Genomic DNA, 21351 nt, shown 5'->3' on the forward strand with positions numbered 1-21351 from the left:
GATTATATGAAAACTAAAAGTATTTATATATACTTTACAATCATTTGGAAAGTATATATAATCGTAAATATTGTGGAGAGAATTAATGGAAAGGTAATGATAATTATGATTTGGGCAGCTATAATTATTGCAATAATCGGCTTTGATCAATTTACCAAGTATATGGTTATTAACAGTATAGGTTTTGGTGAAAGGATACCTATAATCGATGGATTTTTCTATTTAGCCCATTGGCAAAATACAGGCGCTGCATGGGGGATTATGCAAAATGGAAAAGTTTTTTTAATTCCTGTTACAGTAATTGTGTCAATTGCACTGGTATATTTCATGTCTAAGTCAAAAAATAAGATGTTTAAGGCATCAATTTCAATGATATTAGGCGGAGCATTGGGGAATTTAATAGACAGGGCTTTTAGAAAAGGCGGAGTTGTAGATTTTTTGGATTTCCATTTTGGAACATACAATTTTCCAACTTTTAATGTTGCAGATTCATTTATAGTTATAGGCACAATACTTTTATCTATTTATATTTTATTTGTTATGAAGGATGAAAAGGTTTTATCTAAGGAATAAGATTTGTGAGGAATAAATTAGGAAGATGGGTATAGATATGGAAGAAATAAAGCTGGTATCTGAAGAAAGTGGAGTGAGAATAGATGCCTGGATTTCAAGCAGGCTTAAGGAGTATTCTCGTTCATACATACAAAAACTTTTAAATGATGGGCATGTTTTGGTAAATGGTTCTTTAGTTAAATCCAATTACAAGATCAAATCAAGTGATGAAATAACAGTTCAAATTCCAGAACCTGAAGTACTTGATATAGTACCTGAGAATATTGAAATTCCTGTTCTTTATGAGGATGAACATGTGTTGGTGGTTAATAAGCCTAAGGGTATGGTAGTTCACCCGGCTGCAGGCAACTACTCAGGTACTTTGGTGAATGCATTGATGGATTACTGCGGAGACAGTTTATCAAGTATAAACGGCGTAATAAGGCCAGGTATAGTTCACAGGATTGATAAGGATACTTCAGGGGTGTTGGTGGTTGCAAAGAGCAATGAAGCACACGAAAAACTGTCTTTAAAACTTAAAGACCATGATATAAACCGGGTTTATGTTGCACTGGTACATGGCATTATAAGGGAAGAGTCAGGAAAGATAGACGCTCCTATAGGAAGACATCCGGTTGATAGAAAGAAGATGGCCGTAAATACAAATAACGGTAGAAGAGCAGTAACGTATTTTAAGGTACTTGAAAGATTCAAGGATGCTACCTTGGTTGAGGTAAAGTTAGAAACAGGCAGAACACATCAGATAAGGGTTCATATGTCCTATATAGGCTATCCTATTATTGGGGACACAGTTTACGGAAAGAAAAAGGATAAGTATGATATAGGCGGACAAGCGCTCCATGCCAAAACTTTAGGTTTTGTTCATCCTGTGAAAAATGAATACATGGAGTTTGAAGCGGAGCTCCCTGAATACTTTAAAAAATTATTGGAAGAGTTAAGATGGGATAAATAGCAAGTTAAAATCAAATACCTACTTATAAAATACCTATAAAAATACCTATTTGGCAAGATTTATCTTTCCAAGATAGATTTTATGTGCTATAATATGGGCTGTAAATTTAACAATGGGGGGAAAAACGATGAAACATGTTAAGACTATAAATGGTTCAACATTAAAAGACAGTCTTAAAAAAGGCGGTTGCGGCGAATGCCAGACTTCATGCCAGTCAGCTTGCAAAACTTCATGTACTGTTGCTAATCAGAGTTGCGAAAAGAAATAATACAATAGTTAGGCTGTTAATTAATAGTAATAACAAAGAGTGAAAGGAAGGTTAAGCCTTTCACTTTTTAGTTATTGTAGTGTTAAGGAGATTGATTTATGATCCACAAGTTTTCGTTATTTGGAACAAATATTGTTGTTGATGTGAATAGCGGTTCAGTTCATATCTTTGACGATGTTGCCTATGAGGTCCTGGATTATTATGAAAATAACTCATCTGAGAGAATCATTGAGCTGCTTTCATCAAAATATAAAAGTGAAGATATCGGTGAAGCGATTAAGGATATAGATAGTCTTAAGGCAGAAGGAATGCTCTATTCTGAAGATATCTATAAAGATACTGTTTCCTTATGGGATAAAAAGCCGGTTGTAAAAGCACTTTGCCTTCATATAAGCCACGATTGTAATCTCAGATGTAAATACTGCTTTGCCTCAACCGGTGATTTTGGTGGACAAAGGTCTATGATGTCTTCGGAAGTGGGAAAGAAGGCTATTGATTTTATAATAAAGGAATCGGGCAGCAGAAAGAACCTTGAGGTTGACCTTTTTGGCGGAGAACCCTTAATGAACTTTGAAGTTGTTAAGGAGATTGTAGCCTATGCAAAATCCAAGGAGAAAGAGGCAGGCAAGAATTTCAGGTTTACATTAACTACAAATGCAATACTTTTGAATGAAGACATCAAAAATTATGTAAATGAAAATATGCAAAATGTAGTTTTAAGCATTGACGGTCGTAAGGAAGTAAATGATAAAATGAGGTACAGGGTAGACGGTACAGGATGTTACAGTGATATAATGCCTAAAATAAAGGACATGGCGGATTCAAGGGGACAGGATAGGTACTATGTAAGAGGGACATTCACAAGAGAAAACCTTGATTTTTCCAAAGACGTACTTCATTTGGCTGACGAGGGCTTTAAGCAAATATCAGTTGAGCCTGTAGTTGCAGGAAAGGATTCAGGCTATGATTTGAGGGAAGAAGATCTTCCTAAGCTCTCTGATGAATATGAGAAGTTAGCTTTAGAGTTCGTTAAGCGCAAGAAAGAAGGAAACGGATTTAACTTCTTTCACTTCATGATAGATCTGTCTCAGGGGCCATGTATTGCTAAAAGGCTCAGAGGGTGCGGTTCAGGACATGAATATGTTGCAATAACGCCTGAAGGTGATATATACCCATGCCATCAGTTTGTCGGCAACAGTGAATTTAAAATGGGCAATGTTACAGAAGGCAAACTCAATACTGAGATTCAGGAACATTTTAAGGGATGTAATGTTTATACCAAGGAAGAGTGCAGCAAATGCTGGGCAAAATTTTACTGCAGCGGAGGCTGTGCAGCAAATGCACATCAGTTCAATAACGACATAAATATTCCTTATAAGGTTGGATGTGAGCTTGAAAGGAAGAGAGTAGAGTGTGCTCTTTGGATAAAATCTCAAGGGATGTAGGAAACAGTATAACCTTTTGACAATACTATTTATGGGAAGGATGGTTATATGGGCATTATCACTTTGGAGGATTTGAAAAACAACGAGGAAGTTAAGACTCTATTTGAAATAGCGGACAAGCAGCTTGCCGAATTAGGCTATACAGAACATTCTTTCAGGCATGTAGGACTGGTGTCGAAGGTCGCAGGTGACATAATGGAGACATTGGGGTTTGGAGAGCGTGAAATAGAGCTTACACGAATGGCCGGATATCTCCATGACATAGGTAATTCGGTAAATAGAGTTGACCATGCCCACTCAGGTGCAATTTTAGCTTATCAGATACTTACGAAGATTGGAATGGGAAGTAAGGAAGCAGCAGAAATTATGCTTGCAATAGGTCATCATGATGAAGGCAGCGGAGGTGCAGTAAGTGCAATTTCAGCAGCATTGATACTTGCAGATAAATCTGATGTTCACCGTACGAGGGTAAGAAATACTGATATAGCTACATTTGATATTCATGACAGGGTGAATTACGCTGTTGACAGCTCAAAGATTTATGTGGACAAGGATAAGAAGATTGCAGTCCTCGAACTCCATATAGATACCGATATCTGCCCTGTAATGGACTACTTTGAGATATTTCTGATAAGAATGACAATGAATAGAAGAGCTGCAGAGTTTTTGGGTCTTAAGTTTCAACTTATTATAAATGGTACTCATTTACTATAAGAACCTAAAAATAACATACTAGAGTAGTTGATTTTTATTGACGTGCAAATTTTATAGATATATAATATTTTCATGTGGACAAGATGAAAAGGGGGAATTATACAGATGAAAGGCAACTACGGAATAAAGTCCATTGTGCTAATTATCATTATAGGTTTATTGACCTATATTGCAATTGCAGGGCTCACAATTCCAGGGACAGGAGTTAATATTGAGAATGTAGAAGAAAGCATCAGGTATGGTATAGATATCAGAGGAGGCGTCCGGGCAGTATTAACAGCTCCGGAAGGTGTAAATCCTACTGATGATCAGATGGAATCTGCAAGGCAGATAATCGAAAACAGGTTGAATTATAAGAAAATCTACGATAAAACACTTTTATTGGAAAAGGCGAATAAGAGAATTATACTTGAAATTCCTTATCAGGCAGGACAATCGATAGATCAGGATCCAAGAAAAGCAATAAATGAAATAGGTATGACAGCGTTGCTTACATTCAGGGAAGTAGACAAGACACAGATTAATAAAGAAACTGGCGATTACCTTCCTTTAGATGGTGATAAGATCATACTTAAGGGAGCGGATATAAAAAAAGCGACACCTGAGGCTAATGCCAATACTGGTGAGGTATATGTAGCCCTGACTTTAAGCGATGAAGGTGCAAAGAAGTTTGAAGCGGCTACAGCAAGACTCGTTGGTCAGCCATTAGCTATATTTATGGATGAACAAATGATCCAAGCTCCGACTGTTGACGAGAAGATATCTGGAAACAGTGCAATAATTAGAATGGGTAAAGCAGGTGGTAAGGATTCAGATGCACTTACAAAGGAAGCAACTGATCTTGCCAATACAATAAATGCCGGTGCACTTCCGTTCAAGCTTGTATCAGAAGATTTAAATTCTATAAGTCCTACACTTGGTAAGAGTGCGCTTAATGTAATTTTGCTTGCAGGTTTGGTTTCAATGATTCTGGTTGGTCTGTTCATGCTTATACGCTATAGACTCCCTGGAATTGTAGCAGTTTTAGCTCTTTTATTCTCGATTGTAGCACAGATAATGATTATATCATATTCGCATATGTCACTGACATTACCAGGTATTGCAGGTATTATCCTGACGATAGGTATGAGTCTTGACGGAAATGTTATAATATATGAAAGAATCAAAGAGGAAATAAGAGCTGGTAAGACCATACAGGCTGCTATTGAAGTAGGATTTAAGAGAGCATTTACAGCTATATTTGATGGTAATATTACTATATTGATTGCGGCCGTTGTACTTTATACTTTGGGTTCTGGAGCAATACAATCATTCGCCTTTACTTTGGCTCTTGGAGTATTGTTAAACTTTGTAACCTGCGTATCCATGTCAAGGACTATGCTTCAAGCTGTGGCAGGTTTCAAATTTGCTAAGAGTAAATGGTTATATGGAGTGAAGGGAGGCAAATCAAATGTTTGATTTTATTGCCAATAAAAAATATTTCTTTTGTTTTTCAGGATTAATCTTCCTAGTAGGTATAATAGCTTTAATAATTCATGGTGGTTTTAATCTTGATATTCAGTTTCAGGGCGGTACAATACTTGAAATTCAAATGGCTGACTCAAATTTTGATATAGCAAAAGCTGCTGATGTTGCAAAAACTGCTACAGGCAAGGTTGTATCAGCTCAGCACTCCTATACATTAGATGCAAGCAACAAAAATACAAGAATTGACCTTCTTGTTCTGAGTGTTTCATCTAAGGATAAGCTTTCTGATGGAGAGCGTGATGAGCTTGTTAATGCCATTAGCAAGGAGTTTAAAGTTAAGGAAGGCGCTCGGATAGAAGAAAGATCCGTTGGAGCTTCAATGAGTAAAGAACTTGCTGGCAAAAGTATGTGGGCTGTTATACTTGCATGTATTTTGATGCTGATTTATGTATGGATTAGATTCAATGCAATGAATGGTCTTCTTGCCGGATTTGCTTCTATAGTTGCTTTAGTTCATGACGTTGGAGTTATGCTTACTCTATATGCCGTATTGGATATTCCGTGTAACGAATCATTTATAGCAGCAATTTTGACTATACTCGGTTATTCTTTGAATGATACTATTGTTATTTTCGATAGAATAAGAGAAAACAGTTCTCTCCTCAGGAAGGAAAGTCTTGCTTCTCTTACAAACAAGAGTATCTGGCAGACAATGAGCCGTACTTTATGTACTGCCGCAACTACTGGTATGTGTGTTATAATAATATTTATTTTTGCTTGGTACAATAAGATAGATTCTATAATGGAATTTATATTACCTCTTTTAGTTGGTATGATAAGCGGTGTATACTCAACTATATTTATTGCAAGTCCTGTATGGGTAATGTGTAAGGAATGGCAAGCAAAGAGAAAACTTGCTGCAAAACCTGCAAAAGCTTAAAAGAATTGTTAATGAGAAACTCGGGGGCATTTAGTCCTCGAGTTTTTTTGATGTTAAGAAAGTGTATTTCTTTCTTGCATCAAAAAGTCTACCGAAGGGCCGTTTGCGGCAGAGGAATACCCCTGGCTATAATATTTATAATTATACTGGTTGATTTTTTCTTTTTTTTGTGGTACTATTTTTTCATAATCTGGCAGTATCATTTATGAACTGCACAGAAGTGGAAACTACTAATTTAATTGCTATTAACACTGCTTTGATCCTAATTGGACAGGGACAGGATTGATTAATTTAAGGGCTTTCAATATTTATATTGATTGATTAAAGTCAGTTCTTGTCGAACTGGCTTTTATTGTTATATTGGGATCTGAAGTATTGTAAAATAATAGAGGATATGCAAGTTTAGACAGATTATGATGGGGGAGTGATGATGTGATGAAGGATAAGTTTACTGTTTCAAACTTTCAGGATTGCAAAAGAAATGGGAAAAAGATTACGATGCTTACAGCATATGATTACCCGACAGCAAAAATAATGGACGAATCTGGTATTGATGCAATTCTTGTTGGGGACTCGCTCGGTATGGTTGTTTTGGGATATGAAGATACTACAAGAGTTACTATGGATGACATGGTTCACCATACAAAGGCTGTTGTTAGAGGAACTAAAAAAGCTATGGTTGTTACAGACTTGCCTTTTTTATCTTATCATAAGGGCATTTATGAAAGTGTAAGCAATGCAGGAAGGCTTGTTTGTGAAGGTGGATGTAAAGCAGTTAAGCTTGAGGGCGGCGAAGATGTTATAGAAGATGTGAAAGCAATAACTCGCGCAGGAATACCCGTTATGGGACACCTCGGCTATACTCCACAGTCAGTAAATATTTTTGGTGGGCATAAGGCGCAGGGCAAAACTATAGAAACTGCGAAGAAGATATATAAGGATGCTCTAATGCTTCAAGATGCCGGAGCATTTGCCGTTGTACTTGAATGCGTTCCGCATAAGGTAGCAAAATACATTTCTAGTAAGCTGGATATACCGGCAATAGGGATAGGGTCGGGTGCAATGTGTGATGGACAGGTGCTTGTAGTACATGATATTATTGGAATGTTCAGGGAGTTTACTCCTAAGCATACAAAGAAATATGTTGATATGGGTAATGCCCTGGAAAACTCCGTTAGAAGCTATGTAAGTGATGTTGTGGAAGGTAGTTTCCCAACAGAAAAGAATTCATTTACTGTTGAAGATGAAGTAATTGACGCTTTAGACAAGCTTGGATTATAGTTGATAAATGTTTGGAACTATACAATATTAAAGTATGGGGACATTAGAGAGGGAGTAATAATATATGAGAGTAATTGAGACAATCAACGACTTGAAAGCAGTTAATAGGTCAAATAAAAGTTTGGGAAAAACAGTTGGTTTTGTTCCAACTATGGGGTATTTGCATGAAGGTCATTTGTCGCTTGTAAGGAGGTCAGTACATGATAATGACTTTACTGTGATGAGTATTTTCGTTAATCCGACTCAGTTTGGACCAAATGAGGATTTTGAGAAGTATCCAAGGGATATGGAAAGGGATTTACGGTTGGCAGAGTCAGCAGGTGTCGATGTTGTATTTGCACCAAGCGTAGAAGAAATGTATCCGGCTAAATACAAGACATATGTTGATGTAGAAGATATAACCAATGTACTTTGTGGACTGTCGAGACCGGGACATTTTAAAGGCGTTACTACGGTTGTGAGTAAACTATTCAATATTGTGGAACCTAATAAGGCGTATTTTGGTCAAAAGGATGCCCAACAGGTTATTGTGATTAAGAAGATGGTAAGAGACCTAAATATGAACCTTGAAATCATTGCATGTCCTATAGTTCGTGAATCAGATGGTCTGGCGATGAGTTCTAGAAATGTTTATTTAAGCAATGAAGAAAGAGCAGCAGCACTTATTCTTTCCAAATCATTGTCTGAGACTGAAGTGCTGATAAAGCAGGGCGAAAAAAATAGAGAAAAGATTGTTGAATATATAAAAGACAGAATAAAATCGGAAAAGCTTGCAGACATTGACTATATTGAGGTTGTGAGCACTGATGGGTTGGGTCAAGTAGAAAAACTAGAAGGAACCATATTAATAGCTTTAGCCGTTAGATTCGGGAAAACAAGGCTTATAGATAATATCATAGTGGAGGTCTGATTATGTTTGTAAATATAATGAAATCTAAAATCCATAGAGCAAGAGTAACAGAGGCTAATCTTAATTATGTTGGGAGTATAACCATTGATGAGGATTTGATGGACATTGCCGATCTAATGAAGAATGAAAAGGTTCAAATTGTAAACAATAACAATGGAAATAGATTTGAAACTTATGTAATTCCAGGAGAGAGAGGCAGCGGGATGATCTGCTTAAATGGTGCAGCAGCAAGACTTGTGCATCCTGGAGATGTAATAATTATTATTTCCTATGGATTGTTTGAGAAGAATGAAGCAAAGGAATATAATCCTAAAATAGTTTTTGTAGATGAAAATAATAAGGTGGTTGAAATAAAAGATAAAGAACAGCATGGAGAAATTTATAGCTAGGAATTATTTATAAATAATTCCTAGCTATCTTTTAGTAAAATAATCGATTACAAGTCCTCCGATAATAAACTCTGCCAGAACAACAATGCTATTTTTTACAATAGAAGTTCCAATAAACTTTATATAACTGTCAAAGTCAAGTACAGTCTGATTAAGTATTAGTAGTATTGTACCTATTCCAAGCAATACTAGAGCAGCCAGAGTACCATATTTGATAAGTGATTTGGAAAAACTGTTAACCTTTGTGAATTCTTCAAAAATCTTTTCTATTCTTTCAGAATGCAGCTTTCTTGAATTATTAGTTTGCATAGTTCTGTACCCCCTTCTATAAAATTTTGACCTCGTGAAACTGATTTGTAACTAATTTTGATACTTCTAAGTATAAAGCCGATTCCCTATAAGACTGTTTTTAGTTTAGTCATAAGAGAAAAAGAGGCGTTACTTTTTCAAGCACGCTACTATAGAAGGTTAACATAAATTTGTTTTGATTTCAATACAAAAAGATTACCAGTGTTATTTGGGAGTATAAAGAAGTAGTTATTACGCAAAAAATTAATGTACTTGTACAAAAAATATGGTATAATTTTATATAAAGCTGTCATATTAACTGATAAATAGGGTGAAAATAGTGAAAAAATTATTTATCAATCCTTTCGAGTTAGTTCCAGGTATGAAAATCGCAGAAACAATACTAAATGATTATGGTGCAATTGTTATTTCTGAAGGCACCATTCTTGATGATCACTTAATAAATAAACTTGGGAATTTAGGTTTATACAGGCTGCAAATTTTTGTTGGGGATGATGTTAAAGTTGAAAATCCTGATTCATTTACGGAAAGTTATAATGAAAGCGTAAGTGATTATAAAAAGATAATCAGCGATATTGCCAATGGAGTAGACTTAAATCCTACAAAAATAGATAACGTAGTTAATTCAGTACTGCAAAGAGTTGAAGAAAAAAGAGATATAGTTAGTTGTCTCAATCAAATCAAAAGTGCTGATGAGTATACTTATACGCACAGTGTAAATGTATCTCTTATTTCAATGCTTATTGGTAAATGGATGAAATTTGAACCTGAAAGAATCAAGTTGCTGGTTCAAGCTGGTTTATTGCATGATATTGGAAAAACCTTGGTGCCTTTAGAGATTTTAAATAAGCCAGGTAAGCTAACCCAATTAGAGTTTGCGGAAATGAAAAAGCATACTGTTTACGGTTATAGGATTTTAGAGAAGGTTCCCTCTATAAGTAAGGATGTTTTGGCAGCGGTTTTAATGCATCACGAGAAAGAAGATGGAACTGGTTATCCTACAGGGCTAGGTGGAGATAAAATAAATATGCTTGCAAAGATAGTATCTGTTGCTGATATTTATGATGCAATGACTTCAAACAGAGTATACAAGGATAAGGAAAGCCCATTTGAAGTATTTCAATTAATTGAGGAAAATTCAATTGGAACACTAAACCCAATAGTAGTCAATGCTTTCTTGAGCAATATAGCAGCTTATTATATTGGAGACAAAGTCAAACTTGCCAGTGGAGAAATTGGAGAAATTGTATATATCAATCCGAGATGTGTATCAAAGCCTATAGTGAAAGTAGATGATAAGTATATAGATATGCTTACGGAAAAAGATGTTAAAATAAAGGAAATTATTTAGCAAAAGGGTGGAAGTCGCTTCCACCCTTTTTAAATGTCTATTTTGCATCAAATAAGCTTTAAGAAAAAGTAGTAGTGGAAGTTGTATTTTTTTCACTGTTAATTTCTGATCCTGAAAATTTAAATACAAAAGAAAAAGAAATTGAGACAATTGATATCATTATGTGACATATAATTTGGTGTATGCTGTAGAATTTATCAATATAAGAATGAAAATAGTCATATATTATCAAAATACAGTATTTGCTATCGAAAACTTAATATGTAAATTGTTTTGGCAATAATATATAATATTTAGGTAGTTACATTTTTTAAGTTTGGAGAGGAGGACAAGTATGTTAAGCAAGTATTTAGAGAGTAGAGTTGAATTGGATTTGGCTGAAGGAACGTCAACTAATAGCAAGATTCAACTTGAATACTATCTGATTGAAAGTGAACATAGTCAGAATTACGATTGTTGCGGAGACAAAGTATATGGGATTGAGATCATCAAGAAAGAAAGCGACAACCATGCAGAAAGCGAAATAGTTAGAAACCTTTCCAACAGCAAAGAAAACACCAAGGGGATATTGAGCATATTAGCTAAGAATACAGTAACACCAATTGGACTTTCATTTGTATTGGACGATCTTATGGCGCTATAAAGAATATACAAATTGTCAAGTTCTTAAAGAGCAAAAGGCTCTTTTTTTTTATGTTTTTAAGTTGGGTCAAAAAAGGCTAGATCGTGAAATTCTAGCTGAAGTTATATTTTCAGCTATTCCTTAGCCATTAATTATTAGTTTTAGACGAATACAAAAAATGATATAATAAGTATTATATTTCTTTTGCATATAAAGGATGTGAGGATATTGCTTATCCGTGAAGAACTTGAAGAACTTGAAAAAAAGACGCTTTCTCCATTTGCTCAGCTGAGTTGTCAATCTAGAGGAAGGCAGGGAGAAGAAATAGAATGTGACATTCGAACTAAATTTCAAAGGGATAAGGATAGAATAGTTTATTCGAAGTCTTTCAGAAGATTGAAGCATAAGACACAGGTGTTTATATCTCCGGAAGGTGATCATTATAGGACAAGACTTACACATACACTGGAAGTATCTCAAATAGCAAGAACAATAGCAAGAAGCCTTAGATTGAATGAAGATCTTACTGAGGCTATTGCTTTAGGGCATGATCTAGGACATACGCCTTTTGGACATACTGGCGAAATTGTGCTTAATTCCATATGTCCTCACGGATTTCGACACAATGAACAGAGTTTAAGGGTGGTAGATGTAATTGAGAGGGAGAACGGGTTAAACCTTACATGGGAAGTGAGAGACGGTATTAAAAACCACACTGGTGACGAAATTCCTGCCACTTTGGAAGGACAGATTGTAAGATTTGCTGACAGGATAGCTTATATAAACCATGATATTGACGATGCCATACGAGGGGGAATAATATCAAATGAAGATCTTCCTAAGGAGTGCTCGAAAGTTCTTGGGTATAGATCAAGTGAAAGAATAAACAACATGATAGTAAACATCGTTGAACAAAGCAAGCATGTAAATGAGATAAGAATGAGTCCGCAAATTCAGCAAGCAATGAATGAACTTAGAGAATATATGTTTAAAAACGTATATATTGGTTCAAAGGCTAAAAAGGAAGAAATAAAAGCGCAAAATATAGTCAAGGAGCTATATATGTATATAAAAGCTGCTCCAGAGTTGTTGCCAACGGACGCAAAAGGATTACTTCATAAAGATGGTCTGGACAGAGTTGTATGTGACTATATAGCAGGAATGACCGATAGGTATGCAGTTAAGAAATTCCGTGAGATTTTTATTCCTGAGTCATGGAATTAATATTATTGATAACAAGTAAGGAATAGCTGAAAGTATTACTTCGGGGCTGAAGCTATTTTTTCAGCATTCATGAGCGTCTCTTTTTCTTTTTGCCTATGATAAAAATATGGGTAAGGAGAATTTGGAGACGTTTGTTTTTTTTACAAAGAAAAAAGACCAAATAGTAATTAAATTTTGCGTTTGAAGTGCTTATACGTATAATTTGGCAGTAATATTGAAAAAATATCTAAAAATATTTATTTTTTAAAAGAAGGATAATTTATTTTTGTGTAGAATAATAATTGAGTTTGTTAGGGAGTGGGAAATAATTTGCCTTTTTTTCCTTGGTGGCAATTAAAAAAGCTTAGAAGCCATGGAAAAACAAATAGAAAGGGTGGCAACTGTTGGAAGTTGTTGAAGAAGGATTTTTATTATTGATGGTATAATAAAATACCACAATACTAAATAATTTAAAATTGACAATAAAAAGAAGGATTATTAATAATAATGTCGAAGAATTATTAAGAGAAACATTGATTTGCTATAGAGCCAGTGCAGTTTTGCTTAAAAAAGGAGATGTAGCTGAAAGAAGAGATTAGAATGTTTGTGAAATATCCGGAAGAATTAATAGAAGAAATTAGAATGAATAACGATATATTGGATGTTGTCGGAGAATATGTAAAGCTCGAAAAGAAGGGAAAGAACTATTTTGGGCTTTGCCCGTTTCACCGGGAGAAAACACCATCGTTTAGTGTAGATAATACAAAGCAGATGTATCACTGTTTTGGATGTGGCAAGGGAGGGAGCGTAATCCAGTTTGTTATGGATGCGGAGAACCTCGATTACATAGAAGCTATAAAACTACTGGCTGAAAAAGCCAGAATTACATTACCTGAGGGCGAGAGTGAGGAAGAAAAAAAGAGAGCTCTTAAGACTCAGGAGATTATAAAAATAAATACTGATGCTGCAAGATTTTATTACGAGCAGTTAAATGATAAAAAGAATTTAGATGCAAGGGATTATCTTCAAAAAAGAAAAGTTAGCGAAGGTGTTATTAAAAAGTTTGGATTGGGTTATTCTTCAAATGAATGGAATTTATTATACAGTTTTTTGAAAAGTAAGAACTATAGTGATGAGGACCTGATAAGCAGTGGCTTAATACTTGCAAAAAAAAGCGGTGATGGTTATTTTGACAGGTTCAGGGGAAGAGTTATGTTTCCCATATTTGACTTAAGGGGAAACGTTATAGGATTTGGAGGCAGGGTTTTAGATGATTCTCTTCCAAAGTATATGAATTCACCTGAGACTCTTGTCTACAATAAAAGAAGGAATTTATATGCACTGAATTTTGCCAAAAATTCGGGTGAAAAAAGAATAATTGTTGTTGAAGGTTATATGGATGTAATATCCCTTTACCAGTTTGGCATAATAAATACTGTAGCTTCTCTTGGAACAGCATTAACTGAAAGCCAGGGAAGAATACTAAAAAAGTATGCCGAAGAGATAATTATTTCATATGATGCTGATACTGCAGGCCAGGCAGCTACTATGAGAGGGCTGAACCTACTTGATGATATAGGTTGCAATGTAAAAGTATTGTTGATTCCGAAGGGTAAGGACCCCGACGAATTTATTAAAGCTAATGGAGCAGATGCCTTTAAAAAATTAGTGGATAATGCGTTGTCATTAGTTGAGTATAAGATTAAGGTATTAAAGTCACAGATTGATACAACTGCTATTGACGGCAAAATTAGCTTTTTGAACAAAGCCGCAGATATTCTTTCTAAGATAGACAACAGTGTGGAGCAGGAGATGTATATAAAAAAGATATCGCAAGAATATGATATAAGTCAGGAATCTATGTTTGCGGAAGTAATAAAGCGAGTTAAGCCTAAAGGTAATTATAAACCTGCTATAAAAATTGATAGCACTAAGATTAAACCGGTTGGAAATAAAACAAAAAGTGATGAAAATAATCTGGTTCACTATGAAAGAATTATTTTGTCGCTTTTAAGTATAGATAACTCATTATATAGAAAAATTGAGGACAGGATTAATCTGGAGTTTTTTACTCTAGAGGAAAATAGGAAAGCTGCAGAAATTATTTTTACAAAAATAAAAGATAAAAAAGGCATAGTGCCAGCCGAACTTCTAAACCTTGTGAGTAATGAATCGGCGAATAATTTTGCAAGTATGATACAGGGGGAATGTAATTTTGAGGATAACTTAAGAGCTATTTTGGATATAATTAAGAAAATAGAGGTAATTAAGCTTGACAAAAGACAAAAAGAGATACTTAACATGATATCTTCTTCGGGTAACAAAGAAGACGTTGACAGACTTAAAGAAGAGTTAAAAAGCATTTTGATTCAGAAGAAGAGTATGTAGAGATACATTTTAATGAATGATCGGAGGGGCAGTAGTGAAACCCAACAATGATACTAGAAAAGCAATTTTATTGGAATTGATTGATAAAGGCAAGCAAAAAGGCATGCTTACCTATAAGGAAATAATGGATGCCTTTGAGGAGATTGAGATTGAGCCTGAACACATAGAAAAAGTTTATGAAACCCTGGAGAACATGGGGATAGATATTGTAGGTGATATCGAGGCAGAGATGGAGGAAATCCAGCTCACAGAGGAAGACCTTGATATTTCTATTCCTGAAGGGATCAGTATTGATGACCCTGTCAGGATGTATCTTAAAGAAATCGGAAAGGTGCCTTTGCTCAGCGCAGATGAGGAAATCCAGCTTGCGCAGAAGATGGAAAAGGGCGATTCCGAATCAAAGAGAAGACTGGCTGAAGCGAACTTAAGGCTTGTTGTAAGTATAGCTAAAAGGTATGTAGGAAGAGGAATGTTGTTCCTTGATTTAATACAGGAAGGTAATCTTGGTTTGATCAAGGCTGTTGAAAAATTTGACTACCGTAAGGGGTATAAGTTTAGTACCTATGCTACATGGTGGATTAGACAGGCTATTACCCGGGCAATAGCTGATCAGGCCAGAACTATAAGAATTCCTGTTCATATGGTTGAGACAATAAACAAGCTTATAAGGGTATCAAGACAATTGCTTCAGGAGCTTGGTAAGGAACCGCAGCCTGAAGAAATAGCAAAAGAAATGAATATGCCTGTTGAAAAGGTCAGAGAAATAATGAAGATTTCGCAGGAGCCTGTTTCCCTTGAAACACCTATAGGTGAAGAGGAAGACAGCCATCTTGGAGATTTCATACCTGACGACGACGCTCCAGCTCCATCTGAAGCGGCTGCGTTTACTTTACTTAAAGAGCAGCTGATTGACGTTTTAGATACTTTGACACCTAGGGAAGAAAAGGTTTTAAGGCTCAGATTTGGCCTTGATGATGGAAGAGCAAGGACTTTAGAAGAGGTTGGCAAGGAATTTAATGTTACTAGGGAGAGAATCAGGCAGATAGAAGCTAAAGCATTGAGAAAGCTGAGACACCCTAGCAGAAGCAAGAAATTAAAGGATTACCTTGATTAAAGTTTTAGAGAATAATTAGTGGGTCGAATAAGTCTAGACCGTAAAATTATATTTTAAGCATTCATAAGCAAAAAAAGTGCGATTCATAAGTAATTTATGAACCGCACTTTTTTTGTTTTGATTACGGGAGAATCTGTCATAAAAAAATACCCGCACAATTAGTATCAACATACCGTAGACCTTTTTTGTTACGGGATTTAGGGGAGTATAACTGATTCATTTAGTATAATAATAGAAAAGCTTCCAAAAATCAATAGTATTTACGTTCTATTTACTGAACACCACAAAATTTGTGTTTAACATGGTTTAACATTTTGTTAATTGAATTTGAATAAATACTTAAAATATGCAGCAAAATAATGCAAGGAAGAACTAGCTAAAGACTGGTAAAGAGGAATATTTAATTAACTTAAAGGAGATGCTTTTATGGATCAAACAAACAGAAATGAAGTTGAATTTACAACATATGATAGACTACTAATTGCATGGGAAAATTCAATGGAAATGGTTAGGGATTTTGAAATGTATTCAAAAAGAATTGAAGATCAGAAGGTAAAAGAAGTTTTTAAACAGTTTGCAGAAGATGAAGGGATGCATGCAAGTAGGTTGAGGGAATTGTTATTGGACTATAGGGACCAAAAACACTAGAGAAGAGCGTTTCAAAAAACTAATTATAAGTTTTTTGAAGCGCTGGTTAAGGCGTTTGGAAAGAAAATGTCCTGAAATCGGGGAGTATTAAAGGTTTTCAAGACTTTATCTGGTTTATGTAATCTAAAAAAGTTAAATAAAAAAGTAGCATAATAGTGAATTGGCTAGATATACGGTGAATTTGAGAGAAAAGTGATAAAAAATTTATAAAAAGGAGAAAATTCTTCTTGACCTGATGGTAAAGCATCAGTATAATATTATTTGTGCTTGGTGATCAGTAATTGCAAGGCACAATAAACATTCCTCAATAGCTCAGTCGGTAGAGCATGCGGCTGTTAACCGCAGGGTCGTAGGTTCGAGTCCTACTTGAGGAGCCAAACGGGCCTTTAGCTCAGTTGGTTAGAGCAACCGGCTCATAACCGGTTGGTCCGGGGTTCGAGTCCCTGAAGGCCCACCAAAACCGTTAGGTTAATAGAAAAGAACCACTCTGAAAAGAGTGGTTCTTTTGCGTTTATACCTTAGTTAGTACAAAATGATTTTTTGAGAACTCTAAAATGCCTTCATCGCGTAATTTGCATAGTTCATTTGACATGGCACTTCTATCAACGGAAAGGTAATCTGCAAGTTCCTGACGATTAAACGGAATACTGAAGGAGTTTCCACCGGCTTGTTTGGCCTGTTCAGATAAATAGGAAAGCAGCTTCTCCCTTGTTGTCCTCTTTACTATATGCTCCAATTTTTGTGTCAGCATAATGTTTTTCTGTGCCAGTAATTTAAGTATGTTTTGAATAAGTTGGGTGTGGAAATCGCAGGCCGATGGACAAGTTGTAGTGATTTTCTTAAAATCAACAAAAAGTATTTCAACTTTTTCAGCAGCAACCACACTTACCGGTAATTTTCGTACCAATGCAAAGGAGAAGGCTTCTGCGAATATTTCTCCTGATTTCATTTTAGCGAGTATGGCACGATTGCCCCAAAAGTCTTCTTTAATTACATTGACACTTCCAGAGAGCACTATTCCGACATCTGTGACAGGGCTTTCTGCAGACAAAATATATGCGTCCTTTGCGTAAACAGCTTTTCTGATGGAAAGGCAGTTTAGCATTGGAGATAGATTGTTTTCGGCAATACCCGAAAATAGTGGCGATTTTTTTAAAATATCTAAAGTTTTTTCCATAATTACCTCATTTCTGTTGTAAATACAACCGAATTACTGATTTGATTATAGTACAATAACATTGTAAGTTCAAGACAAACAATTGAATTATGGAGGGAAAATAGATGATTAGAAAAATTATTAAAATTGATGAAGAAAAATGTATTGGATGCGGTCTTTGTGCAGAAGCATGCCATGAGGGCGCAATTGGAATGATAGATGGTAAGGCAAAACTCTTAAGGGATGACTACTGTGACGGACTTGGAGATTGTTTGCCGGCTTGCCCTACAGAAGCTATTACTTTTGAAAATCGTGAGGCAGCTGCTTACAATGAAGAAGCTGTTAAACAGAATCAAATGAAAAAACATGCCGGAAATTTGCCTTGCGGATGCCCTGGTACACAGTCCAGGCAAATTATCAGAGAGGCACAACAAACATGTTCTAATGAATTACCTGCAGCAGAGAGTCAGCTTTTACAGTGGCCTGTACAAATAAAATTGGTTCCGGTTATGGCACCGTATTTTGAAAATGCAAACCTGCTTATTGCAGCTGATTGTACTGCTTTTGCCTATGGTGATTTTCACAACAAATTCATTAAGAACAGAATTACACTGATTGGATGTCCCAAGCTGGATGACGGCGATTATTCAGAAAAGCTTACAGCTATTATTAAGAACAATAATATCAAAAGCGTAACTGTTGTCCGTATGCAGGTTCCTTGCTGTGGTGGAATTGAAAATGCTGCTAAAACGGCACTTCAGAATAGTGGAAAGTTTATTCCATGGCAGGTAATCACTATTTCTACCGATGGAAAAATTATAGATTAAATGAGGATAAATAAGGGTAAAGATTCTACATTAAAATATAAATAGCTAGGAGAGATTATGTTATGAATAAAATGTTTTGTTTTCAATGTGAACAAACTGCAGGTTGTGCAGGATGCACCGGAAATGCCGGCGTTTGTGGTAAGAAGGCCGATACTGCAAATTTACAGGACGAATTGACAGGTGCACTGATTGGCCTTGCCAGATCAGCTGCCGCAAATAATAGCAAGCTGGGAAAAACTACTCACAGAGTGATGATCGAAGGTTTATTTACTACCATCACCAATGTGAACTTTAACAATGAGACAATTAATGAGCAAATTGCCGCAGTAAAGCGTGAAAAGGATGCGCTTGCCGGGCAGTGTGCATGCTGTAGTTCAACTTGCGCGAAAACAGATGATTATGATATGAAAGACCTTTGGAACGACAATGAAGATATTAGGTCGTTAAAATCTCTCATTTTATTTGGTTTGCGTGGTGTTGCCGCTTATGCCTATCATGCAATGGTGCTAGGGTATACAGATGAAGAGGTAAATGACTTTTTCTATAAAGGTTTGCTTGCTGTAGGAGAAGACCTGGATATGAATCAGCTGTTGCCTATCGTCTTAAAGGTTGGAGAGATCAACCTAAAGTGCATGGAATTGCTTGATCGTGCAAATACAGAAACATATGGCACACCTGTTCCGGCAAAGGTGCCTTTAACAGTTGAAAAAGGTCCGTTTATTGTCATAAGCGGTCATGATTTGTACGACCTGTACCTTCTTTTGGAGCAGACAAAGGATAAGGGTATCAATATCTATACCCATGGTGAAATGCTCCCGGCGCATGGCTATCCTAAGTTGAACGCATATCCGCATTTGAAAGGCAATTTCGGTACGGCATGGCAAAACCAGCAAAAAGAGTTTGCCAATATTCCTGCACCGGTTTTGTTTACAACAAATTGCCTTATGCCTGTTAAAGAAAGTTATGCAGACAGAGTTTTCACAACAGAGGTAGTGTCTTATCCTGAAATGGTACACATAGGTGAAGATAAGGACTTTACGCCGGTGATAGAAAAAGCGCTGGCCCTTGGTGGATATGCAGAGGATACAGAGTTTACAGGCATTAATGGAGGAACACAGGTAATTACCGGTTTTGGACACGGTACTATTCTTTCAGCCGCTGATGTGGTAATAGAGGCTGTAAAAGCAGGAGCAATCAAACACTTTTTCTTAGTTGGCGGCTGTGATGGTGCCAAAACAGGGAGAAATTATTATACTGAGTTTGTAAGACAAACTCCAGAAGATTCAGTTATCCTTACCCTTGCATGCGGAAAATACCGCTTTAATGATTTGGATTTGGGTCAAATTGGAGGTTTGCCTCGTATAATGGATGTTGGGCAGTGTAATGATGCCTATAGTGCAATTAAGGTTGCAGTGGCTTTAGCAGACGCCTTTGGTTGTGGAGTAAATGAGTTGCCGCTCTCTATGGTGTTGTCATGGTATGAACAAAAAGCAGTATGTATTTTGCTTACACTTTTGCACTTAGGTATCAAGAATATTTTCCTTGGACCAACACTTCCAGCGTTTGTTTCTCCAAATGTTCTGAACTTTTTGGTGGAGAATTACAATATCTCTCCAATTAGTACACCGGAAGCTGATCTTGAAAAGATACTAAAGGCAAAATAGTAATTGATTGGACGATAGTGAAAATGGATTTTAATTAATATGTTTGTTGGAGGATTCTTAATGGAAAAATAAGGAGTATATATACTCCTTATTTTATTTTTTCTATAAATGTATCGAAGTTTTCGGTATTATCCTGGGACCTGGTGTTTATATTCGGTTTAATAGCGTTTTTACTGGCAATGCAATTGTTAAGACTTTCGGCAAGCAGTATTGTCTCGGAAGCACTTTCAATGTCTTTTACCTGATTAGAAAGCCTAAAATTTAGATTCATAATAACAACTCCCACAAATAAATTTAGTAATGTATTTATTATGCTCTATTTTTCTTGTATAATTTATGAGAAAATTAGTTATTCTCAATTATATATATATGCAATAGTAGTTAAATAAATATGGAAAAAATGTTTTATACATACATATTATAACAGGTGATGGAATGATATTAAAGGGAAGAATCAAATTTATTACCGATATGATACCTGAATGCACAATTCTTAGTGATATTGGTACAGATCATGCGTATATTCCTATATACATGGTTATGAATAAAAGATGTCAAAGAGCTATTGGTTCTGATATTGGTAAAGGTCCTGTTGCAGTTGCAAATAGAAACGTACAGCAGCATGGCGTGGAAGATAGAGTCGAAACAAGGCTTGGAAGCGGTCTAAAACCAATTTCCGAGGATGAGATGGATGCATGTGTTATTGCAGGCATGGGTGGAATGCTTATCCGGGAAATTCTGAATGATGACCTTGAAAAGGCGAAGAAGGCAAAGGCTTTAATTATACAGCCCATGAATTACATTGAACTTGTAAGAGAATGGCTGTATGGCAACGGATTTTATATATATGACGAAGGGTTGATAAAAGAGGGATTCAGGATATATAATGTTATTGCAGCAAGGTGGACCGGAGAAGTATTATCAAAGGATGCGGTCTATTATTACATAGGTGAAAAGCTGATTCAAAAGAAGGATCCTTTATTAAAAAAGTATATGGCTAACAGGATTGATATCATAGATAGAATTATTAAAGAGATGTCAGCTATGAAGGATAAGGATTCTATGCTTTTGAGAGATTATATAAATATCAGGAACGAACTTTATGCACTTTTACAGAGAATAGACTAAGG

The 21351-nt window shown here is 35.8% G+C and carries 22 protein-coding genes and 2 tRNA genes; 21 read left to right on the plus strand and 3 right to left on the minus strand.

The features are described from left to right. The first annotated feature begins 105 nt into the window (after positions 1-105). From lspA to panD, 10 genes are all read left to right on the plus strand, one after another. Positions 106-573, plus strand: coding sequence for a signal peptidase II (lspA, locus tag ACECE_RS0200495; RefSeq protein ID WP_026073635.1), 468 nt, complete (start codon positions 106-108; stop codon positions 571-573). A gap of 37 nt (positions 574-610) precedes the next feature. Next, positions 611-1525, plus strand: coding sequence for an RluA family pseudouridine synthase (locus ACECE_RS0200500; protein WP_010243185.1), 915 nt, complete (start codon positions 611-613; stop codon positions 1523-1525). A 127-nt stretch (positions 1526-1652) separates the two neighbouring features. Continuing rightward, a complete protein-coding gene (scfA, locus tag ACECE_RS29915; RefSeq protein WP_010243187.1) occupies positions 1653-1793 on the plus strand; it encodes a six-cysteine ranthipeptide SCIFF in 141 nt (46 codons plus the stop codon). A gap of 98 nt (positions 1794-1891) precedes the next feature. After that, entirely contained in the window at positions 1892-3238 is a 1347-nt protein-coding gene (gene scfB, locus ACECE_RS0200510) for a thioether cross-link-forming SCIFF peptide maturase (protein ID WP_010243189.1), read from the plus strand. Between the two features lie 48 nt (positions 3239-3286). After that, positions 3287-3952 carry an HD domain-containing protein gene (locus ACECE_RS0200515; RefSeq protein WP_010243191.1) on the plus strand — a complete coding sequence of 222 codons (666 nt, stop codon included), beginning with the start codon at positions 3287-3289 and terminating at the stop codon, positions 3950-3952. A gap of 105 nt (positions 3953-4057) precedes the next feature. Beyond that, positions 4058-5410 carry a protein translocase subunit SecD gene (secD, locus tag ACECE_RS0200520; protein WP_010243193.1) on the plus strand — a complete coding sequence of 451 codons (1353 nt, stop codon included), beginning with the start codon at positions 4058-4060 and terminating at the stop codon, positions 5408-5410. Beyond that, positions 5403-6359: a protein translocase subunit SecF gene (secF, locus tag ACECE_RS0200525; RefSeq protein ID WP_010243195.1), complete on the plus strand. Its 957-nt coding sequence runs from the start codon at positions 5403-5405 to the stop codon at positions 6357-6359. The genes secD and secF overlap by 8 nt, the downstream gene beginning before the upstream one ends. A 435-nt stretch (positions 6360-6794) precedes the next feature. Next, complete coding sequence (gene panB / locus ACECE_RS0200530; RefSeq protein ID WP_010243197.1) at positions 6795-7640, plus strand: 3-methyl-2-oxobutanoate hydroxymethyltransferase; 846 nt, start codon at positions 6795-6797, stop codon at positions 7638-7640. Between the two features lie 64 nt (positions 7641-7704). Continuing rightward, a complete protein-coding gene (gene panC / locus ACECE_RS0200535; RefSeq protein WP_010243199.1) occupies positions 7705-8550 on the plus strand; it encodes a pantoate--beta-alanine ligase in 846 nt (281 codons plus the stop codon). Positions 8551-8552: 2 nt separating this feature from the next. After that, a complete protein-coding gene (gene panD, locus ACECE_RS0200540) occupies positions 8553-8939 on the plus strand; it encodes an aspartate 1-decarboxylase (protein WP_010243200.1) in 387 nt (128 codons plus the stop codon). Between the two features lie 24 nt (positions 8940-8963). Here panD and ACECE_RS0200545 read toward each other — a convergent pair whose 3' ends face one another. Then, positions 8964-9248, minus strand: coding sequence for a hypothetical protein (locus tag ACECE_RS0200545; protein ID WP_010243202.1), 285 nt, complete (start codon positions 9246-9248; stop codon positions 8964-8966). 319 nt (positions 9249-9567) lie between these two features. Here ACECE_RS0200545 and ACECE_RS0200550 point away from each other — a divergent pair, with 319 nt between their 5' ends. The 8 genes from ACECE_RS0200550 to ACECE_RS0200585 all read left to right on the plus strand — a co-directional run bounded on the left by ACECE_RS0200550 (position 9568) and on the right by ACECE_RS0200585 (position 17031). Beyond that, positions 9568-10599: an HD-GYP domain-containing protein gene (locus ACECE_RS0200550; RefSeq protein ID WP_010243204.1), complete on the plus strand. Its 1032-nt coding sequence runs from the start codon at positions 9568-9570 to the stop codon at positions 10597-10599. Positions 10600-10933: 334 nt separating this feature from the next. Then, a complete protein-coding gene (locus ACECE_RS0200555; protein ID WP_010243206.1) occupies positions 10934-11242 on the plus strand; it encodes a DUF6514 family protein in 309 nt (102 codons plus the stop codon). 207 nt (positions 11243-11449) lie between these two features. After that, entirely contained in the window at positions 11450-12445 is a 996-nt protein-coding gene (locus tag ACECE_RS0200560) for a deoxyguanosinetriphosphate triphosphohydrolase (RefSeq protein ID WP_010243208.1), read from the plus strand. A 579-nt stretch (positions 12446-13024) separates the two neighbouring features. After that, positions 13025-14812, plus strand: a complete 1788-nt coding sequence (dnaG, locus tag ACECE_RS0200565) for a DNA primase (RefSeq protein WP_010243210.1) — start codon at positions 13025-13027, stop codon at positions 14810-14812. Between the two features lie 16 nt (positions 14813-14828). Next, on the plus strand, positions 14829-15926 hold the full coding sequence (gene rpoD / locus ACECE_RS0200570; RefSeq protein ID WP_407636638.1) for an RNA polymerase sigma factor RpoD: 1098 nt from the start codon (positions 14829-14831) through the stop codon (positions 15924-15926). A gap of 426 nt (positions 15927-16352) precedes the next feature. Further along, a complete protein-coding gene (locus tag ACECE_RS0200575; RefSeq protein ID WP_010243214.1) occupies positions 16353-16574 on the plus strand; it encodes a ferritin family protein in 222 nt (73 codons plus the stop codon). 301 nt (positions 16575-16875) lie between these two features. Further along, positions 16876-16951 (plus strand) — tRNA-Asn (locus ACECE_RS0200580). Between the two features lie 3 nt (positions 16952-16954). Further along, positions 16955-17031, plus strand: a tRNA-Ile gene (locus ACECE_RS0200585). A 54-nt stretch (positions 17032-17085) separates the two neighbouring features. Here the strand turns inward: ACECE_RS0200585 and ACECE_RS0200590 are convergent. Further along, entirely contained in the window at positions 17086-17751 is a 666-nt protein-coding gene (locus ACECE_RS0200590) for a Crp/Fnr family transcriptional regulator (protein WP_010243215.1), read from the minus strand. 104 nt (positions 17752-17855) lie between these two features. Between ACECE_RS0200590 and ACECE_RS0200595 the strand changes: the two genes are divergently transcribed. Next, on the plus strand, positions 17856-18557 hold the full coding sequence (locus ACECE_RS0200595; RefSeq protein ID WP_010243217.1) for an ATP-binding protein: 702 nt from the start codon (positions 17856-17858) through the stop codon (positions 18555-18557). Between the two features lie 62 nt (positions 18558-18619). Further along, positions 18620-20221 (plus strand): hydroxylamine reductase, encoded by a 1602-nt coding sequence (hcp, locus tag ACECE_RS0200600; RefSeq protein WP_010243220.1) that lies wholly within the window; start codon positions 18620-18622, stop codon positions 20219-20221. A gap of 88 nt (positions 20222-20309) precedes the next feature. On the opposite strand, the gene ACECE_RS0200605 is transcribed toward hcp, so the two are convergent. After that, positions 20310-20492 carry a hypothetical protein gene (locus ACECE_RS0200605; RefSeq protein ID WP_010243221.1) on the minus strand — a complete coding sequence of 61 codons (183 nt, stop codon included), beginning with the start codon at positions 20490-20492 and terminating at the stop codon, positions 20310-20312. A 164-nt stretch (positions 20493-20656) separates the two neighbouring features. On the opposite strand from ACECE_RS0200605, the gene ACECE_RS0200610 reads away from it, so the two are divergent. Next, positions 20657-21349: a tRNA (adenine(22)-N(1))-methyltransferase gene (locus ACECE_RS0200610; protein WP_010243223.1), complete on the plus strand. Its 693-nt coding sequence runs from the start codon at positions 20657-20659 to the stop codon at positions 21347-21349. Positions 21350-21351 lie beyond the last annotated feature (2 nt).

Origin of the sequence: Acetivibrio cellulolyticus CD2 (assembly GCF_000179595.2) — a bacterium.
In the GTDB taxonomy this organism is placed as follows: domain Bacteria; phylum Bacillota; class Clostridia; order Acetivibrionales; family Acetivibrionaceae; genus Acetivibrio; species Acetivibrio cellulolyticus.